We start from the raw sequence: 25,902 nt of genomic DNA, 5'->3' as shown, positions 1-25,902 counted from the left end.
TCAATCATATATTAATAATCCGCACCGTCACTTAACCCAATGAATTTAAAATAATGACGCTTTACTTTTTTATTCAGAAGAACTTTTGAAATCAGTTTCCCGAAATTATTTTGCCAATTAGAAAGCGGCTGAACGCTGAATAAATTATCATTGGCTGTACTGTCATTCGCCTTTCTCTCTGTCAGCTTTGAAAATTCATCATCCATCCACTCTTCTTTGAAATTCCCCATATGAAAAGCGAAATTACCCAAAGTGGCCAATCTTAAAAAACCAAGTTTTTCGTTTGGCAGATCAATGAATTTATTTTCAACCCCGCCCTGAATCTTTATAAATGCAGGAGAAGAGGATCCTTTATCAAAAACTTCACGTTTTAATGTCGCAACAAAATGACCGCAACCCATCACGGCTTCGGCTTTATTGTTTCGTATCACTAAATATTTTTCCAAATGTATCTGATTGTACAATTTTACATCTCGCCCTAAGCTATCATCAAACTGTTGCATTGCTTTGGGATCTTTAACATCCTTAAAGTTCAGTTTTCCGCGAAAAAAACCAAAGTACCAGTTATTAGCCGTAAATCCTTTATAGGCCTTACTGCTCGGGACTGGACTCACCATTCCCGCTTCCGGAAAATTCACAAATGTTTCTTCAACTGCTTTTTGCCAATCGTGTTTAAAAAGCACATCGGAATCTGTAATCGTAATCAACGGCTCCAGATTTCCTTTTGTACATGCCAATATTGCATTAATTTTTCCCAGATTTTCCTTCGAATGAAAAACCTGATCGATTTTATCGTTTGTTTTGTACAACGAATCAATATATTGTTTGACCTCTACAATAGAATTATTGTTATAGATCGAAATTCTCGTCTTTTCATGGGTTGTTAGCAGCAATGATTCTATATTGAGCCTGAAAACTTCCAACGCATCCTTAAAATACCCTTCCTGATTAGGTATATAAACAGGCACCACAATCCTGTGATAGGCTGAATTAACTAATTTATTATTGAATTTTTCAGGGTTACTTCCTATTCTCATAATGATTAATTAATTTTTGTATTCCTTCTTCCAACGACACAAGTTCCTTTCCTAAAATAGACCTCATTTTCGAAACATCCGGACATCTGCGGGTCATATCCCCTTCTTCCAAAGGTGGCAGATTGATAATTTTCGATTCTGATTTTGTAATCGCAATTATAGTGGTCGCCAACTCCAAAATTGAAATTTCCGTATCACTCCCAACGTTGATCACATCATTTACGCACTCTTCACTGTACATTGCTTTGATGCAGGATTCCACATTGTCATTCACATAACAGAATGAACGCGTTTGCTTACCGTCACCATAAATATAAATAGGCTCATTTTTTAAAGCCGCTTTCAGGAATCTTGGTACCACAAAATCCTCACTTTGATTAGGTCCGTACGTGTTGAAAAATCTGAAAATCGTGAAATCAAGTCCGTATTCCTGCTGATAGGATCGGAAAAATGCTTCGCCCACATTTTTCACAATAGCGTAGGGCAATCTCGAATTTAAGGGCGTAGTGTGCTCGTTTTGCGGTATCTCAAAAGGCTCGCCGTACACTTCAGACGAACTCGAATAAAATACTCGTTTTACCCCTGAATTTTTGGAAAGCGATAGAATATTTTTAATCCCTTCAATATCTTCCAGCACCATCATAGGATTTTCCAACGTTCTTTTCACTCCGACCACCGCCGCATAATGAAAAACATAATCAAAGTTATATCTCCCAAAAATCGGCACCACATCATTGTAGTTGTTTACGTTTGCCTTTATGAAACTCACATTCTTGTTCGTCGGAACTTTAGCATGACTTCCCGTAAGAAGATTATCTACAATTACAATTTCATTATTTTCGTTCTCAGCCAATTTAGTTGCAAGAGCACTCGCTACATTTCCGGCCCCGCCTGTAATTAATATGGTTGCCATTTAACTTCTTTATATTTAGTAGACATCTTTTATTTCTATGCCTTAGATTTAACACAAAACCCTTATCCAAAAATCAGGGACTTAATTTTTATCAATAACGAAAAAAAAATACACTAAAACAATTTGTCAGTAAAAATTTTGCCCCAAAAATAACATATTCCACTAACAGACAATATTTTATATTTAAATCTTCAGACTTGCTTTTATTCCGTATTAATGCTTTTATAAACATTAATTATCTTTTCATTACATACAGAATAAGCTAATTTTTCCCTTGCTATTTCTTTATTGATCACAAAGGCCTGCTCCATAGTATCCTGATCGCTTAATGCCTTTATCACTTTATTTTTTATCTCGGTAATATTCTCGGGCTCTTCTATCAGAAGACCGTTAATCCCTTCCGTGATCATTTCTTCCGTTACACCGCCCGGATTCGATTGAATGGGGAACGCCCCCATAACAATGGCTTCCAAAAGTGTATTCGGCATCCCGTCAGAAACACTATTTCCTATATAAATCAAGGATTTACCCATTAATTCAAGAATGTCAAAATTAGACAATTCATGTTTGTGATAATATTTAAAAGGTAATTCCTTGTCGTGGATGTATTCTATAATTTCTTTGTGAACACCAAAGAACACAACCTGAAAAGGCATTATTTTTCCGGAAGCGTTTAACAATTCCAAAGCTTTAAGAACGTTCATAGCCCGGCCAAAACCGTGCTGATAGCCTTTCACCAGTATAATATTCCTTTCTTTAACCGGATGCTTCAATTTCTCTGTCAGCGTCAGATCATAGCCTCCTCCACCCGGAATAACATCCGTAAACCTTCCTTTAAAACCCAATTCCCTGGCTATAGTATAATCCCGGAGACAGTCAGTATGTAAATAATCGATTCTTTTTAATGCCGATTTGATCTTCCGTCTATGCAGGGCTTTCTTTTGAAAAAAAAACAAGTCGCTGCCCCAACAGGAATAAAGCCACTTAATGTCCGGAAATTTATTCATGGTTTTTAAAATAGGGTAGCTGCAATGCTGCATTTCAAAACTGTGAACCAAATCCGGCTTTATTTCTTTTATCAGCTTTTCCAGCACTTCATTTTCCGTAACTTCGAGAAATGGCCTTACATATTCATAAAGAAAGGGAATTTTCTTAGAGATGAAATATTCCCCTTTTATATGAGGAATCTTTCGTGTTCGTCCGTTCTCAAACTCGGTAATCTTATTTGAAACGGCTAAACTGCCCTGATTGGTAATATCGTACCAATACAATTCCAAGGGTGTTCCCTTTAAATTTTCCACCCATCTTTTCGTATGTATGGAAGGCATCGATATTAAAAGAACTTTCATTATTTTTCAAAAACAATCAACATGTTCTTCCCAAAATAAACTTTACTTTTTTCAAGTTTATACAGTCCTAATTTTCGGTTCAGTTTTTTGATAATTTTAAGTATCAAATCGTAGTACTTTGATTTATTCAAGATCGTTCTTTTACTAAAAAGCAGCTGATTGATCAAAAAGGCATATTTTAATTCAAAGTAAGAAGATCTGTTTTCCACCTTATCAACATTGACATCAAGAACACTGACATTAAACTTTTCTGCAACAAACTTTAATGTATCTATTTTCCATCTTGTTATGTGATGTGGCGGCATGTTTAAAACATGATTTACGTTTTTGGTAAAATACGAATCCGTGCAGGGAACTGCCACAATTAACTTACCTCCTTTTACCAAACCGTTGATGGAAGATTCTAAAAAAGCTTCCGGATTATCCACATGCTCTAAGACATGAAAAGAGCAGACAACGTCGAATGCCTCTTTATTTTTTAAAGAATAATTTTCTATGCTTTCTTTAACCAGATCGATGTTTGCTTCTTTTGCTTTTAAAATAGCCTCATCATTATACTCCAGGCCAACATAGTTTTGCACATTCAGTTTTCTGGCAAAAAAAGCGCTCCCGGAACCCACTTCCAATACAGAATCCTTAGCATCAATATACTTCATGGCGAGACTGAATTCAGGTCTGTCATCCGAATAATAATCCCCTTCCAGCAGCTGAAGTTTTTCATAAAAATCGCCTGAACCTACGACTTGCGGATCGAAAAAAGTCAATCCACAGGTATTGCATTCCAACGTTTCTATCGTTTTGTTTTTTGACAGTTCCTCCAGAATATCAATTCCCAAATCCTTTTGGTACAAATTCGCTATGTCGGATTTTTCAATTTTTTGAACTGACCGAACATTTTTACTCTTACAAAATATACAATTTTTCATAACCTTCTTAATACACCCATTCTGTTAAGCAATACACTGATCCGAATTTTTTATGGGGTGGATTCACACTCAATTTCTCATCCCAAAAAACATAAAAATGGATTACATCCAAAAGTATATCAACGTCATACTTTCCGTCTCCCAGGTATAACGATATCGAATATTTCCCGGGATTCAATGATAAATTCGACAGTACAACATCAACATAATCTTTACCTTCCGAACTGACAAACACTTTATGGTATTGGTACATGTTGGCCGCGTGTACGATCTGATAAAGTTCATTTTTGACAACGTAACCCAAAGTCACTTCTTTAAGTTCCGACTGTTCAAAAAAGACTCTGAAACTAAATTTCCCGCCGCTAACAATTTTTGAACCGTCCGGCTGAATAATGATCTTATTCAGAACCTGATTGTATTTGCTACGCGGAATGGATTTTAAATCCACCTGATCTCTAACTTCCTGTTCCTCAAAAAGGTATCTGTTTACAACTTCATCCGTATCTCCTTCGTCCTTTACCATTCCGTTTTGAATTACGATTACTCTGTTACACAAATCGCGGATGGCTGTCATATCGTGGCTAACAAACAAAACCGTTCTACCCTCACCTCTTGAAATGTCCTGCATCTTTCCGATTGCTTTCTTTTGAAATTCGGCATCTCCAACAGCCAAAACCTCATCCACAACGAGAATTTCCGGCTCTAAAAATGCGGCAACGGCAAAAGCAAGTCGAACAGTCATACCGGAACTATAACGTTTGGTAGGTGTATCAATGTATCGTTCGCAACCACTGAAAGCTACTATTTCGTCTAACTTGTCCGTGATTTCCTTTTTAGTCATTCCTAAAATGGCACCGTTCAGATAAATATTTTCGCGGCCGGTAAGCTCCGGATTAAAACCGGTACCCACTTCCAAAAGCGAAGCAATACGTCCGCGGGTTTTTACTTTCCCGGTAGTGGGCGATGTAACTTTAGAGAGAATTTTAAGCAAAGTGGATTTTCCTGCACCGTTTTTTCCGATGATCCCCAAGACCTCACCCTGCGCCACTTCGAAATTGATATCTTTCAGGGCCCAAACATAATCACTATTCCCTTTAGTCGTACGGTCATTGCTTTCCCCAACTTTAAGATAAGGATCTTCTTTGCCACGGATGCTGTGCCACCAGCGGTTCAGGTCATGACTAAGTGTCCCTGTACCGACGGTTCCCAAACGATATTGCTTGGAAATATTCTCTGCTTTTAATATGATATTTCTATTACTCACAACTACTTTTTCTTTTTACACTTTCTCACTTCTCCTCTCATCCCTCTGCTCAATGTTAGACCGTATCAATAAAGCTTTTTTCTGTTTTATTGAAAATCAACAATCCTGCTAAAAAGAGTACCAGTGTAATTACAACGGTATAAATCAGTCCTCCCGGAGAAATGGTTCCTTCTCCCAAAAGAACATAACGGGACGCTTCCACTATATAAGCCAGCGGATTAAATTCGATTATCCAGCCAACTTCCGGCATTTTATTCTTAACCAGCTCCATTGGATACATCACCGCTGAAACATACATCAACAATTGCACACCAAAAGAAACCAGAAAAGTCAAATCGCGGTATTTAGTAACCATTGAAGAGATTATCATTCCCAAACCAAGTCCCAAAAAACCCATTATCACAACCAAAAAGGGAAATAACATAAGTGAAGCATTAAGATGACTTTCCATTCCTCTGACCATGAAAAAAACATAGAATAAAATGAAAATCAGCAACTGAATGCCTAATTTCACAAGATTAGTAATAACGATGGCAATGGGCGTGATTATTCGCGGAAAATAAACCTTACCGAAAATAGCCGCGTTCTTCTTGAACGTATCCGACGTTTCATTCAGACAGGCTGTAAAATAATTCCAAACAACAATTCCTGCCAAATTAAAAAGAAATGACGGGACTTTTCCGGTTTCGATTCCGGCCACATTGTTAAAAATTATGGTAAACGTTATGGCCGTAAACAAGGGCTGGATAAAATACCATAACGGCCCAAGAATGGTCTGTTTGTATAGGGTAACGATATCTCTTTTTACAAATAAAAACAGTAAATCCCTGTAACGCCAAACCTCCTTTAAATTGAGAGAGAAAAAATTATTCTTCGGGCCTATCTCATAAAGCCATTCATCTTCCGCAAAACTTTTCTTTTCCATCTATAGTAACAAAGCATTTTTTATAAGATTCCAAAATTAAACTATTTTCATGGCTGACCAAATCAAAGCTGTTAAAATAAAGAACATTTTTTCACGGCAGCATTCAAAACTGTTTTATATTTTTTAAAAATTTTATTACAAAATTTTAAAAGCGTAAAAATAATCGCTCTTTTTAAATTTCCAGGCTCTGCAACAATCGATTACGCATCGGTTTAGCGGAATCATCCCTCAACATTTCAAATTGCAGCCTGTAAAATTTTTCATTCCTAAAGCGTTTTGTCATGGTTTTTTGTGTCAAAATGAAAACGCACTCCCGTTTTGACACAAAATCCGTGTCAAAATAAAAATGCAATCGCGTTTTGACACAATTCTATTTTATGAAAAATAACAACATAAGTACAATAACAGGACTAACTCAGGAAGAAACTTCTATTGGTTATCCATTAACAGAAGTCGGTGGTCGATGTTCGAATCCGGAAAACGATCAATGCCTGCAAAAAGCCTGATGTCTATCGCATCGCTTTTGAATTTTATCAAAAACACCAAAGAAATTCCGAAAGAAACAGAAGCCTTACTCGCTACTGAAAACAAGGAAGTCATTAAAATGCTGCAAAAAAAGTTACGAAGCATTGAAATCGATTTGATAAGGACACAAAGGAAGATAAAGCACACGGAAGAAAAAAGAAACAGATGTCTTGCTGCATTAAATGCTGCTGTTTTTATTGCAGACCATCCCAATACAGATTTCCCAAACGATATCCCTTTTCTAATCAGACTCAGATGCCTTACGACATTGAAAAACTATCCGCTTTCTAAGTTGGAACTAATGAAACTGAAAACTGAAAGTCTGGAAAAAGAAAAGGAAAGTATAGCACTAAAACTTAAAAATAATTTATAAAAAAGAAAGATCTCACCCGCCTCTGGTGCCGAAAGACATTCCTTCAGCAAAAGAATAACGTTTGAGATCCTTCTTGATATCAGGCGCATTGTTTCAGCGCCTATGTGTCCGTTTCAAATTACGGCATTAAAACTTTTTTCACAACTGTAACCTTGTCGTCTAACGTAATATCTACAATCAGCATCTGTGATGATGCAGGAATTGCTTCTATTACAAGCTTATCCGTTGGCACATTTTTACCGGAATATAATAGCTTACCTGTCAGATCGTATACTTTCAACCCTGTTATGTTTGGATTATCTGAATATACCGATAACTGATGTGAACCTGCATGCACCCGGACACCCGTAGCAGCAACCTGCGAATCCACACCCAAGGTAGCTCCGATAAAACGCAATTCAAAGCGATCGTTAAATGTTCCGCTGGTCGTTGTAAAAGTAAACGCACTGGCTTTTAAATCGTGGTACATTCCCGTTGTCCGATCCAGTAGATACACATCCTGATTCGCGAAAAGTCCGTCGAAATTTTCCAAAGTGATGCTCATTATACCATTAATAGAGCTTGTATAACCGATAGGAACCACATCTTCTACTGAAAATGGCAGGCTACGACCCTGAATAGCTAATTTGGTACCTGGCAACACAGAGTAAATGGAAATCCTGTTTTCCGATGCAAACGTTTTACCATCAAACAGACGATCCATTCCGTTTGTAGCCGTCTCAATATATCCTATAAGCGCCTCGTTATAAGCGCCCTCTGTATTGCTTAATGAAATCCAAAGACGGTGTTTTTCAAGTGAGATGGCTGCAGAATTGGTATTACCTGTATTTTCTGATCTGAAAAACTGCGTATTATTACCCGAAACCCGCATACTGTTGTTAAACGTAGCCGAGTAAGTTCCGTTAGTCAAAGCCACATTCGCATCGATAAAGAACCCTTGCCCTGCCGCTATTTTTCCCGTAGGCACCGCCCCTCCCGTAATAGCAGGTGAAGCTGTGCTGACTCCTCCGGTAAGATTGTATTTCGCATAATCATCAACAGTATAATTATAAGCATTGTTACCGGAATTACTGCTGCTGATGGCCGTATTATGCGTCCATAGATATATCGTTCCTTCAACAATTCCCGCATTGGCCGGATCGGTCAGGAACAAATCAATATCAATAGCAGATGGATAGGGGTTTCCGATAAGATTCGAAACTCCGGCTCCTTTTGTGATATTTGTTGTAACAATACCATTATTTGGCACTCCCGTAAAACTTGTCTCCACAATTTGTGGTGTGGTGTAACTCAAGCCGTTCGGAGCTCTTCCGATATAGCCTTGGCCATTAGCCATCGTATTACTTCCCGCCTGCGGAACCCAATTATCAACACTTGGATCGTACGAGTAGAACAAAGAATTCGTTGCGAGCTGGCTTAGGGCGGCATTGGCTACCGGAGACGACCAATAGATGTAATCGTACTGTTTCAGTGGCGTTGTTCTTCTTTTGTATATTATATTGCCGCTGTTTGTTACATTATTGGTTTGCAGTAAGCTGCCTGTATCTTCAAAAGTCAAAGAACCTCCGGATACAGTAACGGCGTCAATCAACGCTAAAGTATTACCCGGATTAATCACCACGTTCCCTGAAGTCACCTGGCAGGAACATCCTGTAAGATCCGAAGTCGAGGTATAATTTCCTGCAAAAACTATTTTTTCGGCTGCCGTTGGAGGAAATCCTGTAGACCATACTGTTCCATTCCAGGTATTGGTTACCGACGTATAAGCTGTTCCGAAATACACCTTGGCAGTTGCCGGTTCGCTGACCGCAACAATCCACGTAACATTAGCATTGGAAGGAACTGCTGCCGGAATGGTTGCCGTAAAATCGGAAGTGGTACCCGCAGTTAAGGTTCCTCCTGTCATTACAATTGGCGTTTGGGCCGTACCATTAAAATAATAATACAGCTTCACCGAAGTCATAGTGTTTGTTCCGGCCGTGATGTTAGCCGTGATCGTTCTGCTGTTTATCGCGCATTGATTTCCGGCTGAAGTCATGCCCACAGTATTGATAGCCGCAAGCGCAATAGGTGTTCCTGAAAATTCGTCAGCGCCAATATCCGGAGTTGTTGTATTTCTCACATCACTGTCAAAATCATCGGTTACTGTGCCAACAGGTATACCCCCGCTTTCAATTTGTGTTGGTACAGAAGTATCGATATGCAGATAGTTTGCATTGGAACCCACCGTACTTAAAAAAGCAGGATTACCGGTCACCGAGGCAAGATCGCGAGTTCCAACAACCGGATTATTCAGTCTGATTTTAAAGTCAGCTAAAGTTAAATCTGTATTTCCGGCACTGTCTGTATAAAGAGCCGTACCGTAAAACAGGTTGTTGTTCGATGAATTATTATAGGTAGTTAACCCCGGTTTTCTGAAGGCTACAGATAATCCAGTTCCGGTAGCCCCAGAAGTATTCACTAAAACATTATTGTTCATTGTCAAAGCCACAGTAGACCCAACACTAACCGCGCTACTTCCAAAATTAGCACCTGAACTTGAAGCGGCTAATTTAACCGTATTATTATACAAATTAAGTGTCGTAATGCTATTGGTGCCATTAATACCAACCACTTGATTGGGAGTTCCAGCAAGATTCGCAATAGTTACTGTTAAATCTCCAATAATATTGTTATAAAGATTGTGGGTAGTTCCTCCGGAAAGACCGATACCGTAAACCGCAGTTGATGCCGTCGAAGTACCTAATCCGTAGATTTTGTTTCGGAATACATTATTAGTTGTGCCCCCACCAATATTAATACCATTAATCGTACTTGCTCCTGTAAATGTATTAATGTTATTATCAGAAATATCAGTCAAAGGACCACCTGCTGTCAATCTGATTCCGTATATCTGACCTGTACTAGTTGGTGCATGAGAAAAATTGCTTATAATATTATTGCGTAATGTCCTGTTCCCCGTACTGGCTGCAGAAACATAAATTCCATTAATTGCCATAGCTGCAGTAGAAGATGACGACAAATTACTGATTGTATTGTTTGTAAATGATTCCGTTGTGGAAGCGACACTGGTATAAATACCGACTAAATTACTTGTTGAAGAAGGAGCTGTCGAACTTAAATTGGTAATAACATTCGAATCAAACGTTGCGTTTGTACATTGTGTATAATTTATACCGTAGAAAATTCCTGCACCAGTTCTGGACAAATTGTCAATCCTGTTGTTGTTGCAATTCAATGTTGCAGCAGTTCCACCGAAAATACCATAAAAATTACCTGTATTACCAATAGTGGAAATATTTCTGATTGTATTTCCTTCAATATTAATAGTATTAGAGGTGCCTGTTATCACGGCATTGTTTATTCCATAAATAGTCCCGTTCGAAGTGGATGTCAAAGTTACATTCGAAATCGTATTGTCACTAATATAACATGGACTTGAAGCAGCAGATGCCGTATAATTATAAATACCTGTAAAACTACCCGCTACATTCCCTGCGATGTCCAAGTTCCCGGTACCTGCACTATTTGCATATCCTATGGTATTGCCTGTGATACGCACATTGTTACCATAAGTACCACTTGAGAAAGAAATCCCATACATAGTATAACCAACAGTAAACGTACGAGTTGCTGTCTGGTAAATTTTATTATTCGTTATGGTCCATGCAGAACTTCCCGGTTGAACATAAATAGCCGCACTATTGTTATTTGAAACAAAAAAGTCGTACAAATTACAGCCTGTGATTGTTATCTCGCTATTACAAACAGCTTCACTCGTATTCAACCCAGCTGAATAAATCAGTTTATAAGGAAGGTTTGTTCCTGCCGGTCCAATGTTACAAAATGAAATGGTATTGCTGTCATTACCGGTCGTCGTTCCGTTACCGAAACAAACCACTCCCCCAACGGTTGAAGTATTGGTTGTATTTGAACCCAATATAGTAGCATTGGTTAATGTATTGTTGGTAGCATCTGCGATGAACCTGATGGTAGAGGCATTCGCAGTATTGGCTGTACTTGTATTGGAAATTGTCAGTGTACTTCCACCTGTATTCAATCCGTCTATGGTAACATAATCCGCACCATTGAATTGAATTAACTCAGCAGCACTACCTGAAATTGTTGCTGCAACACCTGAAGCAGGTTTAATAGTCAAGGTGTTAACTGAGCTTGCATCCCCATTTTGCTGTATGGCAATCGGATATGTTTCGGACGGATACGTTGCATCAGTCAAAGAAAAAGTAACCGGTCCACCCAAACATTTGATATTATAATCAGCTACCGCCGCCGTTAACGTTGTATAACTTCCTCCACTCCCTACAGTATAAACACCCATCATAGGAATTGACAGGCTGCCCGGTGATGTTGGTGCCGTAGCCGCTGCAGGAGGGTTGGCACTTAATCCGGCTGCTCCTATAGACGGATATACAGACACATTTGGAGTTGCAACCATATCCTGTGCAACAAAATAGTAATTAACTATATCACCTGGCATACTTCCTGTACCGATGGTAAAATTATAAACGTCACCTCCCATAGACGTCCCTACCTCAGCAGTATAGGCTCCGTTGTTTATTCTCCAGTAAGCCACCGGTAAGTCGGCACCCGATGTAGGCACACCTGTTACATCCGTTATAGTTGCTGAAATGGTTCTGCTTCCTGCGGCACATGCCGGATCCGGAATATGGGTAATTACAGGCGGTGTCAAATCACTAGGGATTCCCGCAAACTCATCAGCTCCTATATCTGGAGTACCTGCATTTCTTACATCACCATCAAAATCATTCGTATAACCCGCTATCGGAGCACCGCCACTTTCAATTTGTGTAGACGTAGCGGTATCGATATGCAAATAATTCGCATTAGAACCTACTATACTTACAAAAGCAGGATTCTCAGTCACCGAAGAAACATCTCTTGTGCTCACCCTTGTTTTATATGCTGCAAGCGTTATATCTGTATTTGTACCGTCTGTAAAAATTGCGCTTCCGTAAAACAAGTTATTATCAGACGTGGAAGCATAGGTGCTTAATGTCGCTGAAGATCTTCTGTAGGCAGCAGCCAAACCTGCCCCTGCAACCGTTGATTCATTGACAAAAATATTATTTCTGAAATCCACAGTAGTACCGGTCGTCGCATATACCGCACTGGAACCAAATAAAGGCCCCGAACTGCCGGCACTTAACCGGACCGTATTGTAGTAGAGATTAACCGTAGTTCCTCCCGTAATATTAATACCATTTAAGGGATTCGCTGCACTGGCTGACGGTGTAGTTAAATCACCTATGTAATTATTATAAACAGTAGTGGTAGTTCCGCCTGAAATACTGATACCCTGCACTGAAGGTGACGCAACGGAAGAACTTAATCCGTATACTTTATTTTTGTAAACAGTATTGGTAGTCCCTGCCGCTATATTGACACCATGTATGTTGGTTGCTCCTGATAATAAACTCACATCATTACCGGAAACTACATCAACAGCTCCGGCAGAAGCCATTCTGATTCCAAAAATAGTACCGGTTGACACAGACGGAACAGTAAAATTATTCAAAATATTATTTTGAATCGTTTTATTTCCTGCGCCCGTCCCCGTATTAATTCCATACACCCCTTGGGCCGCTGTTGATGAAGTAGCTATACCGGTAATAGTATTACCAGTAACTGTCTCAGTCACCGAAGCTACATTTGAAAAAATACCGCCAATGGCATTTGTACTTGTTGTATGTGTTGAACTTAAATTGGTAATTGTATTTCCAGTTACAGTTACGTTTGGTGCTGCACCATAATTAATTCCGTATAAAAGCCCTGCTCCGTTTCTGGAGATATTATCAATTGTATTATTACTACAATTTAGAGTCGTTGCCACTCCCCCATAAATAGCCCAGAGATTACCCGTGGAAGTAATGGTGGTTATATTCTTAATTGTATTACCGTTGATATTAACAGTACTTCCGGAAGCTGTTGCTATCCCATTATAAATACCATATAATGCGCCCACACTGGATGTCAAAGAAATATTTGCAAACGTATTATTACTTATATTCGATGCATTGGCAGCCGCTGGATTACCATTAAAGTAAACACCTTGAACTTCCCCTTGAACACTGGATCCGGTCACCACCAAATTCCCAGTTCCTGAATTGTTGGCATACCCAAAAGTATTCCCGGTAATCTGTGCATTTTCACCAACTGTAGGACTATTAAAAACAACACCATACAAAATCCCGGTAGCCGTAAATGTCCGAGGCGCCGTTTGATACATCTTATTATTTGTTACAGTCCAATCAGTATTACCTGCATATATATAAACAGCAGCACAATATCCGGCAGGGTAAAAATAATCATACAATTCACAATTAGTGATTGTGTTCCCGCTGTTTGCAATTGTCGCATTTGTAGTCGAACCAATACTACCAATTAATTTAGAGGGAAGATTTGTCCCCGCAGCCGTTATTTTACAATTCGAAATCGTATTCCCGTCATTTCCGGTCGTAGTACCTGTTCCGAAGAAAATCACACCTCCTGGATTAGTGTTAGGAACTACAAGAACCGTAGTTGAACCTAACACAGAACTGTTCGTGATGGTATTATTGGTTGCATCCGCCTGAAATTTAATTGTACCAGCTGTGGCAGACGTGCTCGTGTTCGATATTGTCAGTGTGCTTCCACCTGAATTCAATCCATCTATGGTAACATAATCCGCCCCATTGAACTGAATCAACTCGGCAGCCAATGAGCCGGAAATTGTTGCCGAAATACCTGAAGCTGGTTTAATTGTAAGAGTATTAACCGCGCTGGCGTCATTATTTTGAGCTATGGCAATTGGATATGTTTCAGATGGATATGTTGTGTCAAGTAATGTAAAAGTAACCGGGCCGGCCAAACATCTGTAATTATAATCCGCAACCGCTGCTGTTAATGTTGTATAATTCCCTCCAATCCCTACGTTGTAGTTACCAGCCATAGGAGTTAAAAGTTTAATCGGTGTGGTTGGGGAAGTAGCCGCTGCAGGAGGGTTAACACTAAATCCGGCTGCCCCAAGAGAAGGGTACACTGTCACATTTGGAGTCGAAGCAACATCCTGTGCAACAAAATAGTAACTAACACCATCACCCATAGCACTTCCTGCACCGATCGAGAAATTATAAACCCCGCCACCCATGGAAGTTCCTGTAGCCGCTGTATATGCCCCGGAGTTTATTCTCCAATAAGCTACCGGTAAACCGGCACCCGCTGTAGGTACGCCCGTTGCATCCGTAATAGTTGCCGAAATGGTCCTGCTTCCTGGGGCACATGCTGAATCTGGAGTATGTGTAATTACAGGTCCTGTCAAATCATTTGGAACTCCCGTAAACTCATCCGCACCAATATCCGGAGTCGCGCTTCTAATATCGCCGTCAAAATCATTGGTTACCGTAGCAATCGAAGCACCTCCACTTTCAATTTGTGTAGGCACAGTAGTATTGATGTGTAAATAATTCGCATTGGAACCTGATGTACTTACAAAAGTGGGATTCTCAGTAACGGACGAAACATCGCGACTGCTTACTCTGGTTTTAAATGCATTTAATGTTATGTCTAAATCAGTTGTACCCGTTTTTGTATGAACGGCTGTACCATAAAACAGATTATTATCAGATGTCGCTCCGTAAGTTGCTATACCGCTAGCCAGCCTTAGCGCTACTGATACCCCTGTCCCATTCGCTGGAAAATTATTAATCAAAATATTATTTCGCAATGTCATTGAACCTGACATATAAAACGCGCTCGACCCAAAATTTGTTCCGGAATTCGAACCATTCAACACAATGGTATTATTATAAACATTTGCAGTTACACCCCAGGCATTAACCCCTACTACCAAATGAGGCTCAGCTGCAATGGTTGTCGCAATTGGTGCCGTTAAATCGCCTATAATGTTATTATAAAAATTATAGGTTCCACTATTTGTCATACTAAAACCATATACAGTCGCTCCCGCTCCGGGACCATTTAACCCATACACTTTATTACTGTAAACATTGGTAACCGTCCCTGTTGACATAAAAATACCATTGGCTCCGGTCGTAGAATTCGGTCCGGAAATCCCACTGACAGTATTCCCTGAAACCGTATTAAGAGCACCTGCATTAACCATTCTGATTCCAAAAACACCTCCTGTTGCCGCCGTCGGAACAGTGATATTGCTCAAAGTATTATTTTGAATCGTTTTATTTGCCACACCCGTTCCGGTATTGATACCATATATCAATTGATTACCCGTTGACGTAGATGTTAAACCAGTAATCGTATTACCGCTAAGTGTTTCAGTCATCGAGGCAACATTTGAATAAATCCCGGCAAGGACAGCTGTACTTGTGACATGTGTTGAACTTAAATTTGTAATAGTATTTGAATTAACCGTTACATTCGTTGCTGCCCCATAATTTATACCATACAAAAGCCCTGCTCCTGTTCTGGTGATAGTATCAATTGTATTATTATTACAATTCAACGTGGTTGCAGATCCTCCATAAATAGGATTAACAGTATTAGTAGTCGCTGCAGTTGAAATATTTCTAATGGTATTACCATTAATATTTACGGTGTTTGAAGATGCTGAGGCACCACTGTAAATACCTAAAAATCTTCCGGTAGAAGATGTTAATGAAATATTTGCAATTGTATTGTTAGTTATAGTAGCAGCATTGGCAGCCGTAGACGGAACATTAAAATAAATTCCTTGAAATTCTCCTGCAACAGCAACTCCACTTAGGGTCAAAGTTCCTGTTCCTGAACTGTTAGAATACCCAATAATGTTCCCCGTAATTTGCAGATTACCACCATATGTCGCATCATTGGAAAGAACACCATATAAAATCCCAGCAGTCGAAAACGTTCGGGCTGCAGTTTGGTACATTCTATTATTCGTTACAGTCCAATCGGCATTTCCTTGTGTTAAATGAACCGCAGCACACCCCGCACTTAAAAAATAATCATACAAATTACAATTGGTAATTGTGTTTCCACTGTTTACAATTGTTGCATTTGTATTCGAACCCATACTTCCGATTAATTTAGAAGGAAGGTTTGCTCCGGCAGGCCCAACGTTACAATTCGAAATCGTATTCCCGTCATTTCCTGTCGTAGTACCGGTTCCAAAAAAGATAAGCCCTCCGGCAGTAGCATTATTTACAGCTACAGTAGTTGAACCCAACACCGTACAGTTTGTAATGACATTATTGCTTGCATCCGCCTGAAACTTGATCGTCCCAGCTGTAGCAGATGTACTTGTGTTCGAAATTGTCAGTGCGTTTCCTCCGGCATTCAGACCATTAATAGTCACATTATCAGCACCATTAAACTGAATCAACTCCGATGCTAATAAGCCGGAAACAGTCCATGATCCACCGCTGGGACTAATCGTTACTGACGACCAGGTCCCTGCCCCAAGTGAAGCAATTGCACCTTCCGTCGTATTATTGGTAATCGCTATATTAATATTTGCACCGGCTTGGGCTGTTCCGATACCTGTGAATGCAGCGGCTAAAGTCGGATAAGTTCCGTTGCCCGAAACGGCCCCGGATACAGTAACATTCTGTGCCCTGCCGGCAACCGACAGCAGCACTGTAAAAAGAAGTGTAAGAACTAAAGAAAAACAACTTTTATACGCATTTTTTTGCTGAAATAGTATTTTCCTTAAAATCGATTTTTCAAAACTTTTTTGAAGCAAAACCAAAGACATTTCCACGTTTTCAATTTTACTTCCCATATAATTGTATTTATTTCCCATAAAACCATTTTTTACGAAAAATAAAACTATCAATATAATCTTTAGAAAAAGAGTATCATTTTAAGAGTTTCTTTATTAATAACGTTTTTTCCAAAAACAAATAATTTTATAACTTTTAAATACCGCATGTGGTTTTTAGCAACTCATTTTAAACAATACTCACTAAAACCGTTAAAAAAATAGGGAAACAAAAACATAAAAACATCAACAAGAATAAAAAAACAATTTCACAGACACCTAATATTCTTACAAAAAGAACAAATAAACGTCAAACTCAACAGAAACCTCTCCGAAAAAAAACTAAATATTAATTTTCTGCAGATTGGGACGCCAATAAAACAAAACCCATCCTTTTTCAATAATAAAACTATCTCAGCAAAAAATCCTACTTTTGCGCCATGTTATCATTTTTAAAATCCAAACCCGTTTTAAAGGACCTCATCCCCGACAATTATGTGGATATCCATTCCCATATTTTGTTTGGTATTGATGATGGTGCCAAAACCATAGAGGATTCCAATTATCTGATGCAATCCGTATTGGATTTCGGTTTTTCAAAGTGTATCACTACACCTCATACCTTTGAACATGTTTGGGACAACACGCCACAAAGCATCCAAAAAAAATACCAGGAAGTCAAATCGCTTTCACCGGAGTTAACAACCAAATTATCTCTGAACGTCGCTTCAGAATACATGATCAATGAAAGTTTTGTACAACTTTTTGAATCCGGGCAGTTACTAACACTGAAAGACAAGTATGTATTGGTTGAACTTTCTTATATCAATCCGCCTTTCCAATTGTATGACACAATTTTCCGATTACAGTTAGCCGGTTATACTCCCGTTTTAGCCCACCCGGAACGATACAACTACTATCATAAGAATTTCTCCGAATACGAAAAACTAAAAAAAGCAGGCTGTTATTTTCAGCTGAATTTATTATCGACCGTAGGGTATTATGGGAAAGAGGTAGCCGATACGGCAAAAAAACTTCTCAGTAAAGGCATAATCGATTTTACAGGGTCGGATATTCACCACAACAACCATATTGAGGCTTTTTCAAAAAATATCAAAATAAAAGACATCCTTCCGCTAACCGAAGCGATGAAAAACAATACTATCTTCAAATAAAAAAATAGGCTAAGTGCCTATTTTTTTATTTTGTTTATTAACTTGATGTACCAAGGCACTTTTATCTCCTCCGTTCCATAACCATACACGCCATAGCCATAGCCATAAACACCATAGCCGTAACCATAACCTTTTTTCACTTCGGTATCGTTAAGTACTATTGCCATATTCGGCATTTTCTTTTCTACGTAAAGCTGGTACGGAACCCTTAGCAGGTCTTTACCCAAATAATTGGCGCGAATCACATACACAAAAGAATCGGCGTGATGCGACGTCAGTAACGTATCTGTCACCAAATGCACCGGAGATGTATCCACTACTATATAATCGTATTCCGCTTTTAGAATCTTAAACAGTTCGTCTACTTTCTGACTCATTAAAAGTTCGGCCGGATTGGGAGGAATAATACCCGACGGCAACACATAGAACTGGTTAAAATCCGGTATTTTATGAATCAGTGAAAGCAAATCACAATCTTTGTTCGAAAGATAATTCGTCAGTCCTTCCTTAGGTAAATGCAGGTATTCATCGATCTTCGGATTTCTGATATCCATTCCGATAAGCAATACTTTTTTACCGGAAAGCGCAATGGTGGCGGCAAGGTTTACTGCCAAGAACGTTTTTCCTTCTTTTGGAATCGTAGAGGTTACAAAAATAGTTTTCGCCTGCCCGTCAGGAACCTGGTTAAGCATGAATTCAAGATTCGTGTTAACAATACGTATCGCTTCCGCCGTACTGGAACGGCTGTTCGCATTAATAATCTCCTCTTTTGAATCCGATGTCGGTATATCTCCTAAGAACGGAATGGCCAGTTTGCTTTCAACATCATATCTTCCTTTGACTTTATTATCCAGCAAATTCAGCAGGTACAAAACTCCGAACGGCAGAAACAATGCAATTGCAAACGCTGTCAGATAGATCGACCCTTTTACCGGATAAATTGGCGATTTTGATGAGAGTGCAGGGTCAATAACTTTAGCATTAGGCGCAGTAACCGCAAGCGAAATAGCAGTTTCCTCTCTTTTTTGTAATAAATACAGATAAAGTGATTCCTTAATTTGCTGCTGACGCCCCAGAACTTTCGCCTCCCTTTCTAAGGTTGGGATTTTTGAAATTTTTCCGTTAAAAAGTGCATTTTGATACGCCAGGTCTTTCTTCTTGATCTGCAATGAAGCAGTCAAACGGGAAAGACTGGCCTGAATATTCTGCTTCAGCGACTCAATTTTTCCATCCAGCGTTTTCACTACTGCATTTTTAGGGCCGGCGTTTTTTAGTAATCGGTTGCGCTCAAGAATCATCTGATTGTACTGATCAATCAGCCCTGAAGCATTGGCATCCGACGTTAATATGTTGGCCGGAATCAATTCTGTATTAGCACTTTTATTCACATAATCCGTCATTGTGCTTACAATCTTGAGCTGTGTATCCGTTTCGATTTCCTTTCGCTCAAAATCACTTGCGTTGGCAAGGAACAGACCTGCTTCTGAGGTAATATCGGTTACATGATTGTATTTCTTAAACGTTTCGGCGTCGCGCTCCACATCGTCAAGTTCGCTTTCGATCAGTTTTAATCTCTCGGTAATGAAACGGGAGGTGTTTTCAAAAATGCGGTTCTTATCGGCAACCACATCTTCATTATAGACTTTGATCAATGTATTTAAAAAATCTTCAGCTCTTTGCGGAATCGGATCGACTATGGATAACTCCACAATACTTGTTCTTTCCCCGACTTTCTTAATGTTCAGCCTTCCTTTGTAGCTTCCTGCAACACCGGCAACGGGCCTGATGATCATTGCTATTTTATACGGATTTGCCGCAAATCGTTTCTGATCGTTTCGGGCCAGAACAACGGCTTCCCCTTCAGGTAATTTAATGGTTTCACCATAATAGAACTCTCCTTTTTTATTTCCTTCATTATCAAAAAGGATGAACTGATTAAGGGATTTGCTGATAAGACTGTACATGATCGTCCTTTCTTCAAACTGTGGATTCAGTTTTAAGAACATGAAATTCACCGGCACTTTCTGATAAATCTCGCCGGATTTTACTCGTCCTTCATTGACATAGGTAACGTTGAGACCTAAATCTTTTACCGCCGCCTTAACTATGGTCAGGGATTTTATAACTTCGACTTCATTATCCAGATTACTCTTAACACTGGCCAGTACTGCAAGATCGGAAAAGGCTGTTTGCTCAGAGTCCACTCCCCCTTTCTTGTCGTCTTTGATCATCAGAATCGACGCAGCACTATATTGTGGAACAGAGTAACGCACGTACAGATACGCAATCGACATCACGACAAAAAGACTGATTACAAACCACTTCCAGTTACGGATATAGTAAACGATCTGATCTTTTATATCAAAACCATTGTCAAACGGATTGGTCTGTTGCGGTGAAGTATCGTTCTGCATAATTTTACTTTACAAATAACAAAATCATCCCAAGCGTAATAGATATAAGGGAAAGCCCTATAGTTACACTGGGCGCAACGTGGGAAGAACTCATTTTTACTTTATTAGGCTCGACATATACTACATCATTCTGAGCAAGATAATAGTACGGTGAATTGAGAAAATCGGAACTGGTAATATCCACATTGGCAATTGTCTTTTCACCTGCTTTTTCCCTAATGATCATAATGTTTTTTCGTTTTCCGTAAATCGTCAGATCTCCTGACAAACTCAGGGCCTCAAATAAGGTAATACGCTCCGAAGACACATTATGCGTACCTGGTCTTGTTACTTCACCAAGAACCGAAACTTTAAAATTAACTATGCTTAAATTGACAGTAGGATTCTTAATGTAATCCGCCAATTGTGTTTTAATTTTTTCAACAGCTTCCAGACGGGTCAGTCCGGCCACTTTTATTTTACCCAGCTGCGGAAACTCGATTTCGCCGTTTTTATCAACAAGATAGGATTCCAGCTGACTTTGAGCAGGGCTGGCGTTGCCGTTGGAATTGCTTACCGAAATTGTTTTCAGATTATAGGGAGCTGCTACTTCCGGATTTTCAGCCGATACTATGATATGAAGCAAATCATCGTTTTGAATCATAGGCTCATAAAGTGATTTCTCCTTTTTTTCATCTTTATCTTTAGCATCAGTTGGCTGACCTTTTTCTTTTTTTACTTCCGGGGTTTGCAAATAAGCCATTTTTTTTCGTGTAGCACACGAGCACAGTATACACAGCACTGCGGACACTAAAAAAAATCTCACTTTATTTTTCATTCTGTTGGGGATATTTTCTGCAAATATAAAATTTTAGGTCATTTATGTTCCGAAAAAGGTAATTTACTAATTATCCAGTTTTTCAAAGGAGGAATTCATACTCAGGAATTCAGGAACAATTTCTTTCATTTTCATCACGATGTCATGCGCGACAAAATCAGCGGTAATGGTAAGTAGTGTTTTTATTTCCCGGTTCAGGGCTTCAAATTCGTCCGTCACTTCTTTAACGATCATTATTTTCTCATGATGTGTAGGCAATGTTTTACTTGAATCGTTTAACAGCTCTTCGTATAATTTTTCTCCGGGACGCAAACCGATGATCTGGATTTTGATATCTTTTTCAGGACGTAACCCCGCAAGACGGATCATTTTAGCCGCCAAATCAATGATCTTGACCGGTTTGCCCATATCGAAAATAAAAATCTCACCTCCGTTACCCATCGCTCCGGCCTCTAAAACCAGCTGACAGGCTTCCGGAATCGTCATGAAATATCTGATGATTTCAGGATGCGTTATGGTGATTGGTCCTCCGCTGGCAATTTGTTGTGTAAACAACGGCACAACCGAGCCATTGGAACCCAATACGTTTCCAAATCGGGTGGTGATAAATTTAGTAGTATTCCCTTCCGTACGATTCAAAGAAAGGAATAACGATTGTACATATTTCTCGGCAATACGCTTACTGGCCCCCATTACATTACTTGGGTTTACAGCCTTATCCGTAGAAACCATTACAAAACGGTCAACACCATATTTAACCGACAGATCAGCAAGGTTTTTAGTTCCCTGAACGTTGGTGTAAATGGCCTGCGCCGGATTTTCCTCCATCAAAGGAACATGTTTATAGGCTGCGGTATGGTAAACAAAATCAGGGTGGTGTGCTTTAAAAACCGATTCAAGAACCCTGTAATCCCTGATATCTGCAATAATTGAACTAACCAGAACATCTGATTTTAATTTATGAATTTCGATACTTAAGTGATGTAAAGGAGTTTCAGCCTGATCTACCAAAATAATTTTATTTGGCTGAAATGCCTGTATCTGCCAAACGATTTCGCTTCCAATCGACCCTGCCGCACCGGTAATCAAAACCGTTTTACCTTTTATCTGCCCGGAAATGGTCTTACTGTCCAACTGAATCGGCTGACGTTCCAAAAGATCGGAGATCTGTACGTTTTTGATCTTTCTTAAGATGCTTTCCTTGTCTTCAAAATCGGTAATTTTCGGAATCGAGAATACCTTTTGGTTGTATTCAAGGCAACTGTCGATGATATCGAACTTTTCCTCATTTGTTAATGTTTCATCAGCAATGATAAGTCCTTCCGCTCTGTTATAACGCAACAAAACAGGAACAGGCTTACACAACTCAATAATCGCCAAATCCAAAATACGTTTGGAGGTATTTTTATTGGCCTTATCTATAAAGCCTACAACTTTAAATCGTGCAGGACTTTCCATCTGCAGCGCATTGGCTACGGCTATCGCATTTGCATCGGTACCATAAATAAGTACTTTGGCAATTTTATGTTCCTTACCCTCATTCATGTAATTTTCAAAAACCATCTTTACTATGATACGATACAATAGTAAAAACAAGAATGAAAGTAAAACAGATATTAAAAGACGGATATTCAAAAATAATTTCCCGCCCTTAAAAATATCCCAAAATGTGTTGAGTAATAATAAAAGTAAAAAAGTGGAGGACTGTGCCATAAATAATTTTACAGCATCAATAAAGGTCGAATGACGGATGATTCCCGAATATGTCCTAAATATCCAAAAGAAAAAAATCGTAACGTTTAAATACAGAAAGGAGATGACCCACACGTTCTTATTCAAAAGGAAATCAAGCCCAATTCCTTTTAACAGCATGTGACCCAAAAAGCCGGAAATCAATACCATAAAAATATCTATGGAAAGTATTATCCATCTTGGGAGGTAGCTCAAATTCTTTACATTAAAGCTAAAACTGGTCTTCTTCAAAGCCTGTCCAAAAACCTTTTTTATTTTAACTATCGTACTACTTTTCACTGCCAATTTAATTTTCTATTCAAAAAAAGTATTCAAAACATTTTCCAATCTCGCAAAATCATCGTTTGTCAAATTGGAACCCGACGGAAGACACAATCCGTTTTTAAATAAATTAGCAGAAACATTCGTTCCGTAATAAGGATATTTTTCGAAAATCGGCTGCAAATGCATTGGCTTCCACAGCGGACGACTTTCTATATTTTCTTTTTCAAATGCCAGACGCAAATCTTCGGCAGTTTTTCCGGTTTTTTCGGCATCGATCACAATCCCGGTCAACCAATGATTGGAAAACCAATCCGAAGCCGGCTCCTCTAAAACATCAACCCCGTCAATTTCAGAAAAATAATCCGAATAAAATGCATGCGCCTTTCTGCGTAAAGAAACATGTTTATCCAATACTTCCATTTGCCCTCTTCCGATACCGGCGCAAATATTGCTCATCCTGTAATTGTACCCCACTTCACTATGCTGGTAATGAGGCGCATTGTCCCGTGATTGTGTTGCAAAAAACACGGCGCGATCTTTAAGCTCTTTCGAATTAACTACAATTGCACCACCGCCCGAAGTGGTGATAATTTTATTCCCGTTGAAAGACAAAATCCCAATGTCTCCGAAAGTACCGCATTTCTGACCTTTAAAAGAACTTCCAAGCGCTTCTGCACTGTCTTCCACAAGCGGAATCTCATATTTTTTAGCGATCGCTGCAATTTCCTCCACTTTAAATGGCATTCCGTACAAATGAACGGCAATGATAGCTTTCGGCTTACTGCCTTTTGCCATCCTGTCTTTTATCGCTTCTTCCAAGGCATCCGGACACATGTTCCAGGTATCCTGTTCGCTGTCTACAAAAACCGGTAAAGCTCCCTGATATAATATTGGATTGGCCGATGCGGAGAAAGTCATGCTTTGGCAGATAACCTCATCACCTTGAGAAATTCCTAAAAGAATCAGTGCTAAATGAATCGCCGCTGTCCCTGAACTCAATGCCCCGACAAAAACAGCGTCTTCATTTTTCAAATAGTCCTCAAGATCCGATTCAAAACCTATAACATTAGGCCCTAACGGAGCTATCCAATTGGCATCAAAAGCCTGTTGTATATATAATTGCTCACGACCTCCCATATGCGGCGACGAAAGCCATATCTTTTCTTTATTCATACGTACTAGTCAAGCGTAGTTTGGGGCAACACTTCAACGCAAATGTAATGAAACTTTAATAAGTTGCATTAACATAATTTTAATAAAATCAAACCAATTTATAAAACAGCGTTTTGGTTATAATTTTCATATCTCCAAAAAACGAACGTTCGTAATAATACTGTAAATTCAAACTTACTTTATCCGGAAAAATCACTTTATCATTATATTCCAGCGGATTATCCTGAAATGCCAGAAGTTCTTCTTCATTATAATATTTCAAAGACGCTTCACTTGTCAGTCCCGGACGCAATTCCAACACCTTTCTTTCTTCACCTTTCAGACAGTCATAATAACCTTCCAGATCAGGACGAGGTCCTACGACACTCATCTGTCCGCACAAAACATTAATAAACTGCGGAAGCTCATCAATTTTGGAATTTCTAAAAAATGCACCGACCGCTGATATTGAGCTATTTCCTTCTTTATCCTTCCGAATTGTCCGAAGCTTGATAATCATAAAAAGATTACCAAACTGACCTACCCGTTTCTGAAGAAAGAATCCATTGCTTCCAGTATCGATCGCAGCCAGCATCCAGCTCAAAATTATGAGCCAGCCTACTAAAATAAGCGCTGTGATCGAAAAAACAATATCGAAAAGCCGTTTTAACATATCAGAACGGGTTATTATATTTTATTATCTTACCGGGATTACCTACAACCACAGCATAATCCGGAACATCATTGACAATAACTGCTCCGGCACCAATTGTGGCCCACTTCCCTATTTTTATACCTTGGATGACCGCCGCACCAATGCCGACGTGGCATCCTTCCTCCAAAACAACGCCACCCGCCAAGGCCGCATTGGGAGAAACGTGAACATAATCCCCGATCACACAGTCGTGTTCAATAACAGCGCCGGAATTCACGATACAATGCTTTCCGATAGTCGAAAACGTATTGACAACTGCATTAGGCATGACCACGGTACCCGGACCAATTTCGGCTTGTTCAGAGACAAATGCCGTGGGATGAATGGCTTTTGAGAAGTTTACCTCGAGACGTTCTGCAATTTTCTTGCGTACAAGATTGTTGCCTATTGAGATTATTAAGGATTTCTGAGTTTTAAAATCCTCAGCAGAAGGAATAACAACCGGAATATCGCAAATTGATGCAACGGAAGGCGCGTCGTCAAAGACTGCCCTAATCTCAACATCGTGTGCTTTTAATATGTCGATAATAACTTTACTATGCCCGCTGGCGCCGTATAAATACAT

Annotated in this window: 15 protein-coding genes; 2 read left to right on the top strand and 13 right to left on the bottom strand. The window is 39.3% G+C overall.

The features are described from left to right. Positions 1 to 11: 11 nt before the first annotated feature. From AC3E9U_RS10515 to AC3E9U_RS10490, 6 genes are all read right to left on the bottom strand, one after another. Positions 12 to 1,037 carry a glycosyltransferase family A protein gene (locus AC3E9U_RS10515; RefSeq protein ID WP_488746864.1) on the bottom strand — a complete coding sequence of 342 codons (1,026 nt, stop codon included), beginning with the start codon at positions 1,035 to 1,037 and terminating at the stop codon, positions 12 to 14. After that, positions 1,021 to 1,950: an NAD-dependent epimerase/dehydratase family protein gene (locus tag AC3E9U_RS10510; protein WP_488746863.1), complete on the bottom strand. Its 930-nt coding sequence runs from the start codon at positions 1,948 to 1,950 to the stop codon at positions 1,021 to 1,023. Before AC3E9U_RS10510 ends, AC3E9U_RS10515 begins: the two co-directional genes overlap by 17 nt. A 203-nt stretch (positions 1,951 to 2,153) precedes the next feature. Continuing rightward, positions 2,154 to 3,299, bottom strand: a complete 1,146-nt coding sequence (locus AC3E9U_RS10505; RefSeq protein WP_488746862.1) for a glycosyltransferase — start codon at positions 3,297 to 3,299, stop codon at positions 2,154 to 2,156. Next, positions 3,299 to 4,150: a class I SAM-dependent methyltransferase gene (locus tag AC3E9U_RS10500; protein ID WP_488746861.1), complete on the bottom strand. Its 852-nt coding sequence runs from the start codon at positions 4,148 to 4,150 to the stop codon at positions 3,299 to 3,301. The genes AC3E9U_RS10505 and AC3E9U_RS10500 overlap by 1 nt, the downstream gene beginning before the upstream one ends. A gap of 82 nt (positions 4,151 to 4,232) precedes the next feature. After that, on the bottom strand, positions 4,233 to 5,489 hold the full coding sequence (locus tag AC3E9U_RS10495; RefSeq protein ID WP_488746860.1) for an ABC transporter ATP-binding protein: 1,257 nt from the start codon (positions 5,487 to 5,489) through the stop codon (positions 4,233 to 4,235). A gap of 55 nt (positions 5,490 to 5,544) precedes the next feature. Further along, on the bottom strand, positions 5,545 to 6,414 hold the full coding sequence (locus AC3E9U_RS10490; RefSeq protein ID WP_488746859.1) for an ABC transporter permease: 870 nt from the start codon (positions 6,412 to 6,414) through the stop codon (positions 5,545 to 5,547). Between the two features lie 487 nt (positions 6,415 to 6,901). Between AC3E9U_RS10490 and AC3E9U_RS10485 the strand changes: the two genes are divergently transcribed. Next, entirely contained in the window at positions 6,902 to 7,312 is a 411-nt protein-coding gene (locus AC3E9U_RS10485; RefSeq protein ID WP_488746858.1) for a hypothetical protein, read from the top strand. A 118-nt stretch (positions 7,313 to 7,430) separates the two neighbouring features. Here the strand turns inward: AC3E9U_RS10485 and AC3E9U_RS10480 are convergent, their stop codons facing one another. Continuing rightward, entirely contained in the window at positions 7,431 to 17,090 is a 9,660-nt protein-coding gene (locus AC3E9U_RS10480; RefSeq protein WP_488746857.1) for a DUF8693 domain-containing protein, read from the bottom strand. A gap of 398 nt (positions 17,091 to 17,488) precedes the next feature. Between AC3E9U_RS10480 and AC3E9U_RS10475 the strand changes: the two genes are divergently transcribed. Then, a complete protein-coding gene (locus tag AC3E9U_RS10475; protein ID WP_488746856.1) occupies positions 17,489 to 18,223 on the top strand; it encodes a tyrosine-protein phosphatase in 735 nt (244 codons plus the stop codon). Positions 18,224 to 18,240: 17 nt separating this feature from the next. Here the strand turns inward: AC3E9U_RS10475 and AC3E9U_RS10470 are convergent, their stop codons facing one another. From AC3E9U_RS10470 to AC3E9U_RS10445, 6 genes are all read right to left on the bottom strand, one after another. Then, positions 18,241 to 20,637, bottom strand: a complete 2,397-nt coding sequence (locus tag AC3E9U_RS10470; RefSeq protein WP_488746855.1) for a GumC family protein — start codon at positions 20,635 to 20,637, stop codon at positions 18,241 to 18,243. A gap of 4 nt (positions 20,638 to 20,641) precedes the next feature. Then, positions 20,642 to 21,379 (bottom strand): polysaccharide biosynthesis/export family protein, encoded by a 738-nt coding sequence (locus AC3E9U_RS10465; protein ID WP_488746854.1) that lies wholly within the window; start codon positions 21,377 to 21,379, stop codon positions 20,642 to 20,644. 141 nt (positions 21,380 to 21,520) lie between these two features. Further along, positions 21,521 to 23,356, bottom strand: a complete 1,836-nt coding sequence (locus AC3E9U_RS10460) for a polysaccharide biosynthesis protein (RefSeq protein WP_488746853.1) — start codon at positions 23,354 to 23,356, stop codon at positions 21,521 to 21,523. Between the two features lie 144 nt (positions 23,357 to 23,500). Further along, on the bottom strand, positions 23,501 to 24,643 hold the full coding sequence (locus AC3E9U_RS10455; RefSeq protein WP_488746852.1) for a DegT/DnrJ/EryC1/StrS family aminotransferase: 1,143 nt from the start codon (positions 24,641 to 24,643) through the stop codon (positions 23,501 to 23,503). Positions 24,644 to 24,731: 88 nt separating this feature from the next. Further along, positions 24,732 to 25,295 (bottom strand): sugar transferase, encoded by a 564-nt coding sequence (locus tag AC3E9U_RS10450; RefSeq protein WP_488746851.1) that lies wholly within the window; start codon positions 25,293 to 25,295, stop codon positions 24,732 to 24,734. Between the two features lies 1 nt (position 25,296). Then, positions 25,297 to 25,902, bottom strand: coding sequence for an acetyltransferase (locus tag AC3E9U_RS10445; RefSeq protein ID WP_488747154.1), 606 nt, complete (start codon positions 25,900 to 25,902; stop codon positions 25,297 to 25,299).

Source organism: Flavobacterium sp. 21.1 (assembly GCF_057801535.1).
This window is presented reverse-complemented; position numbering and strand designations above follow the sequence as displayed.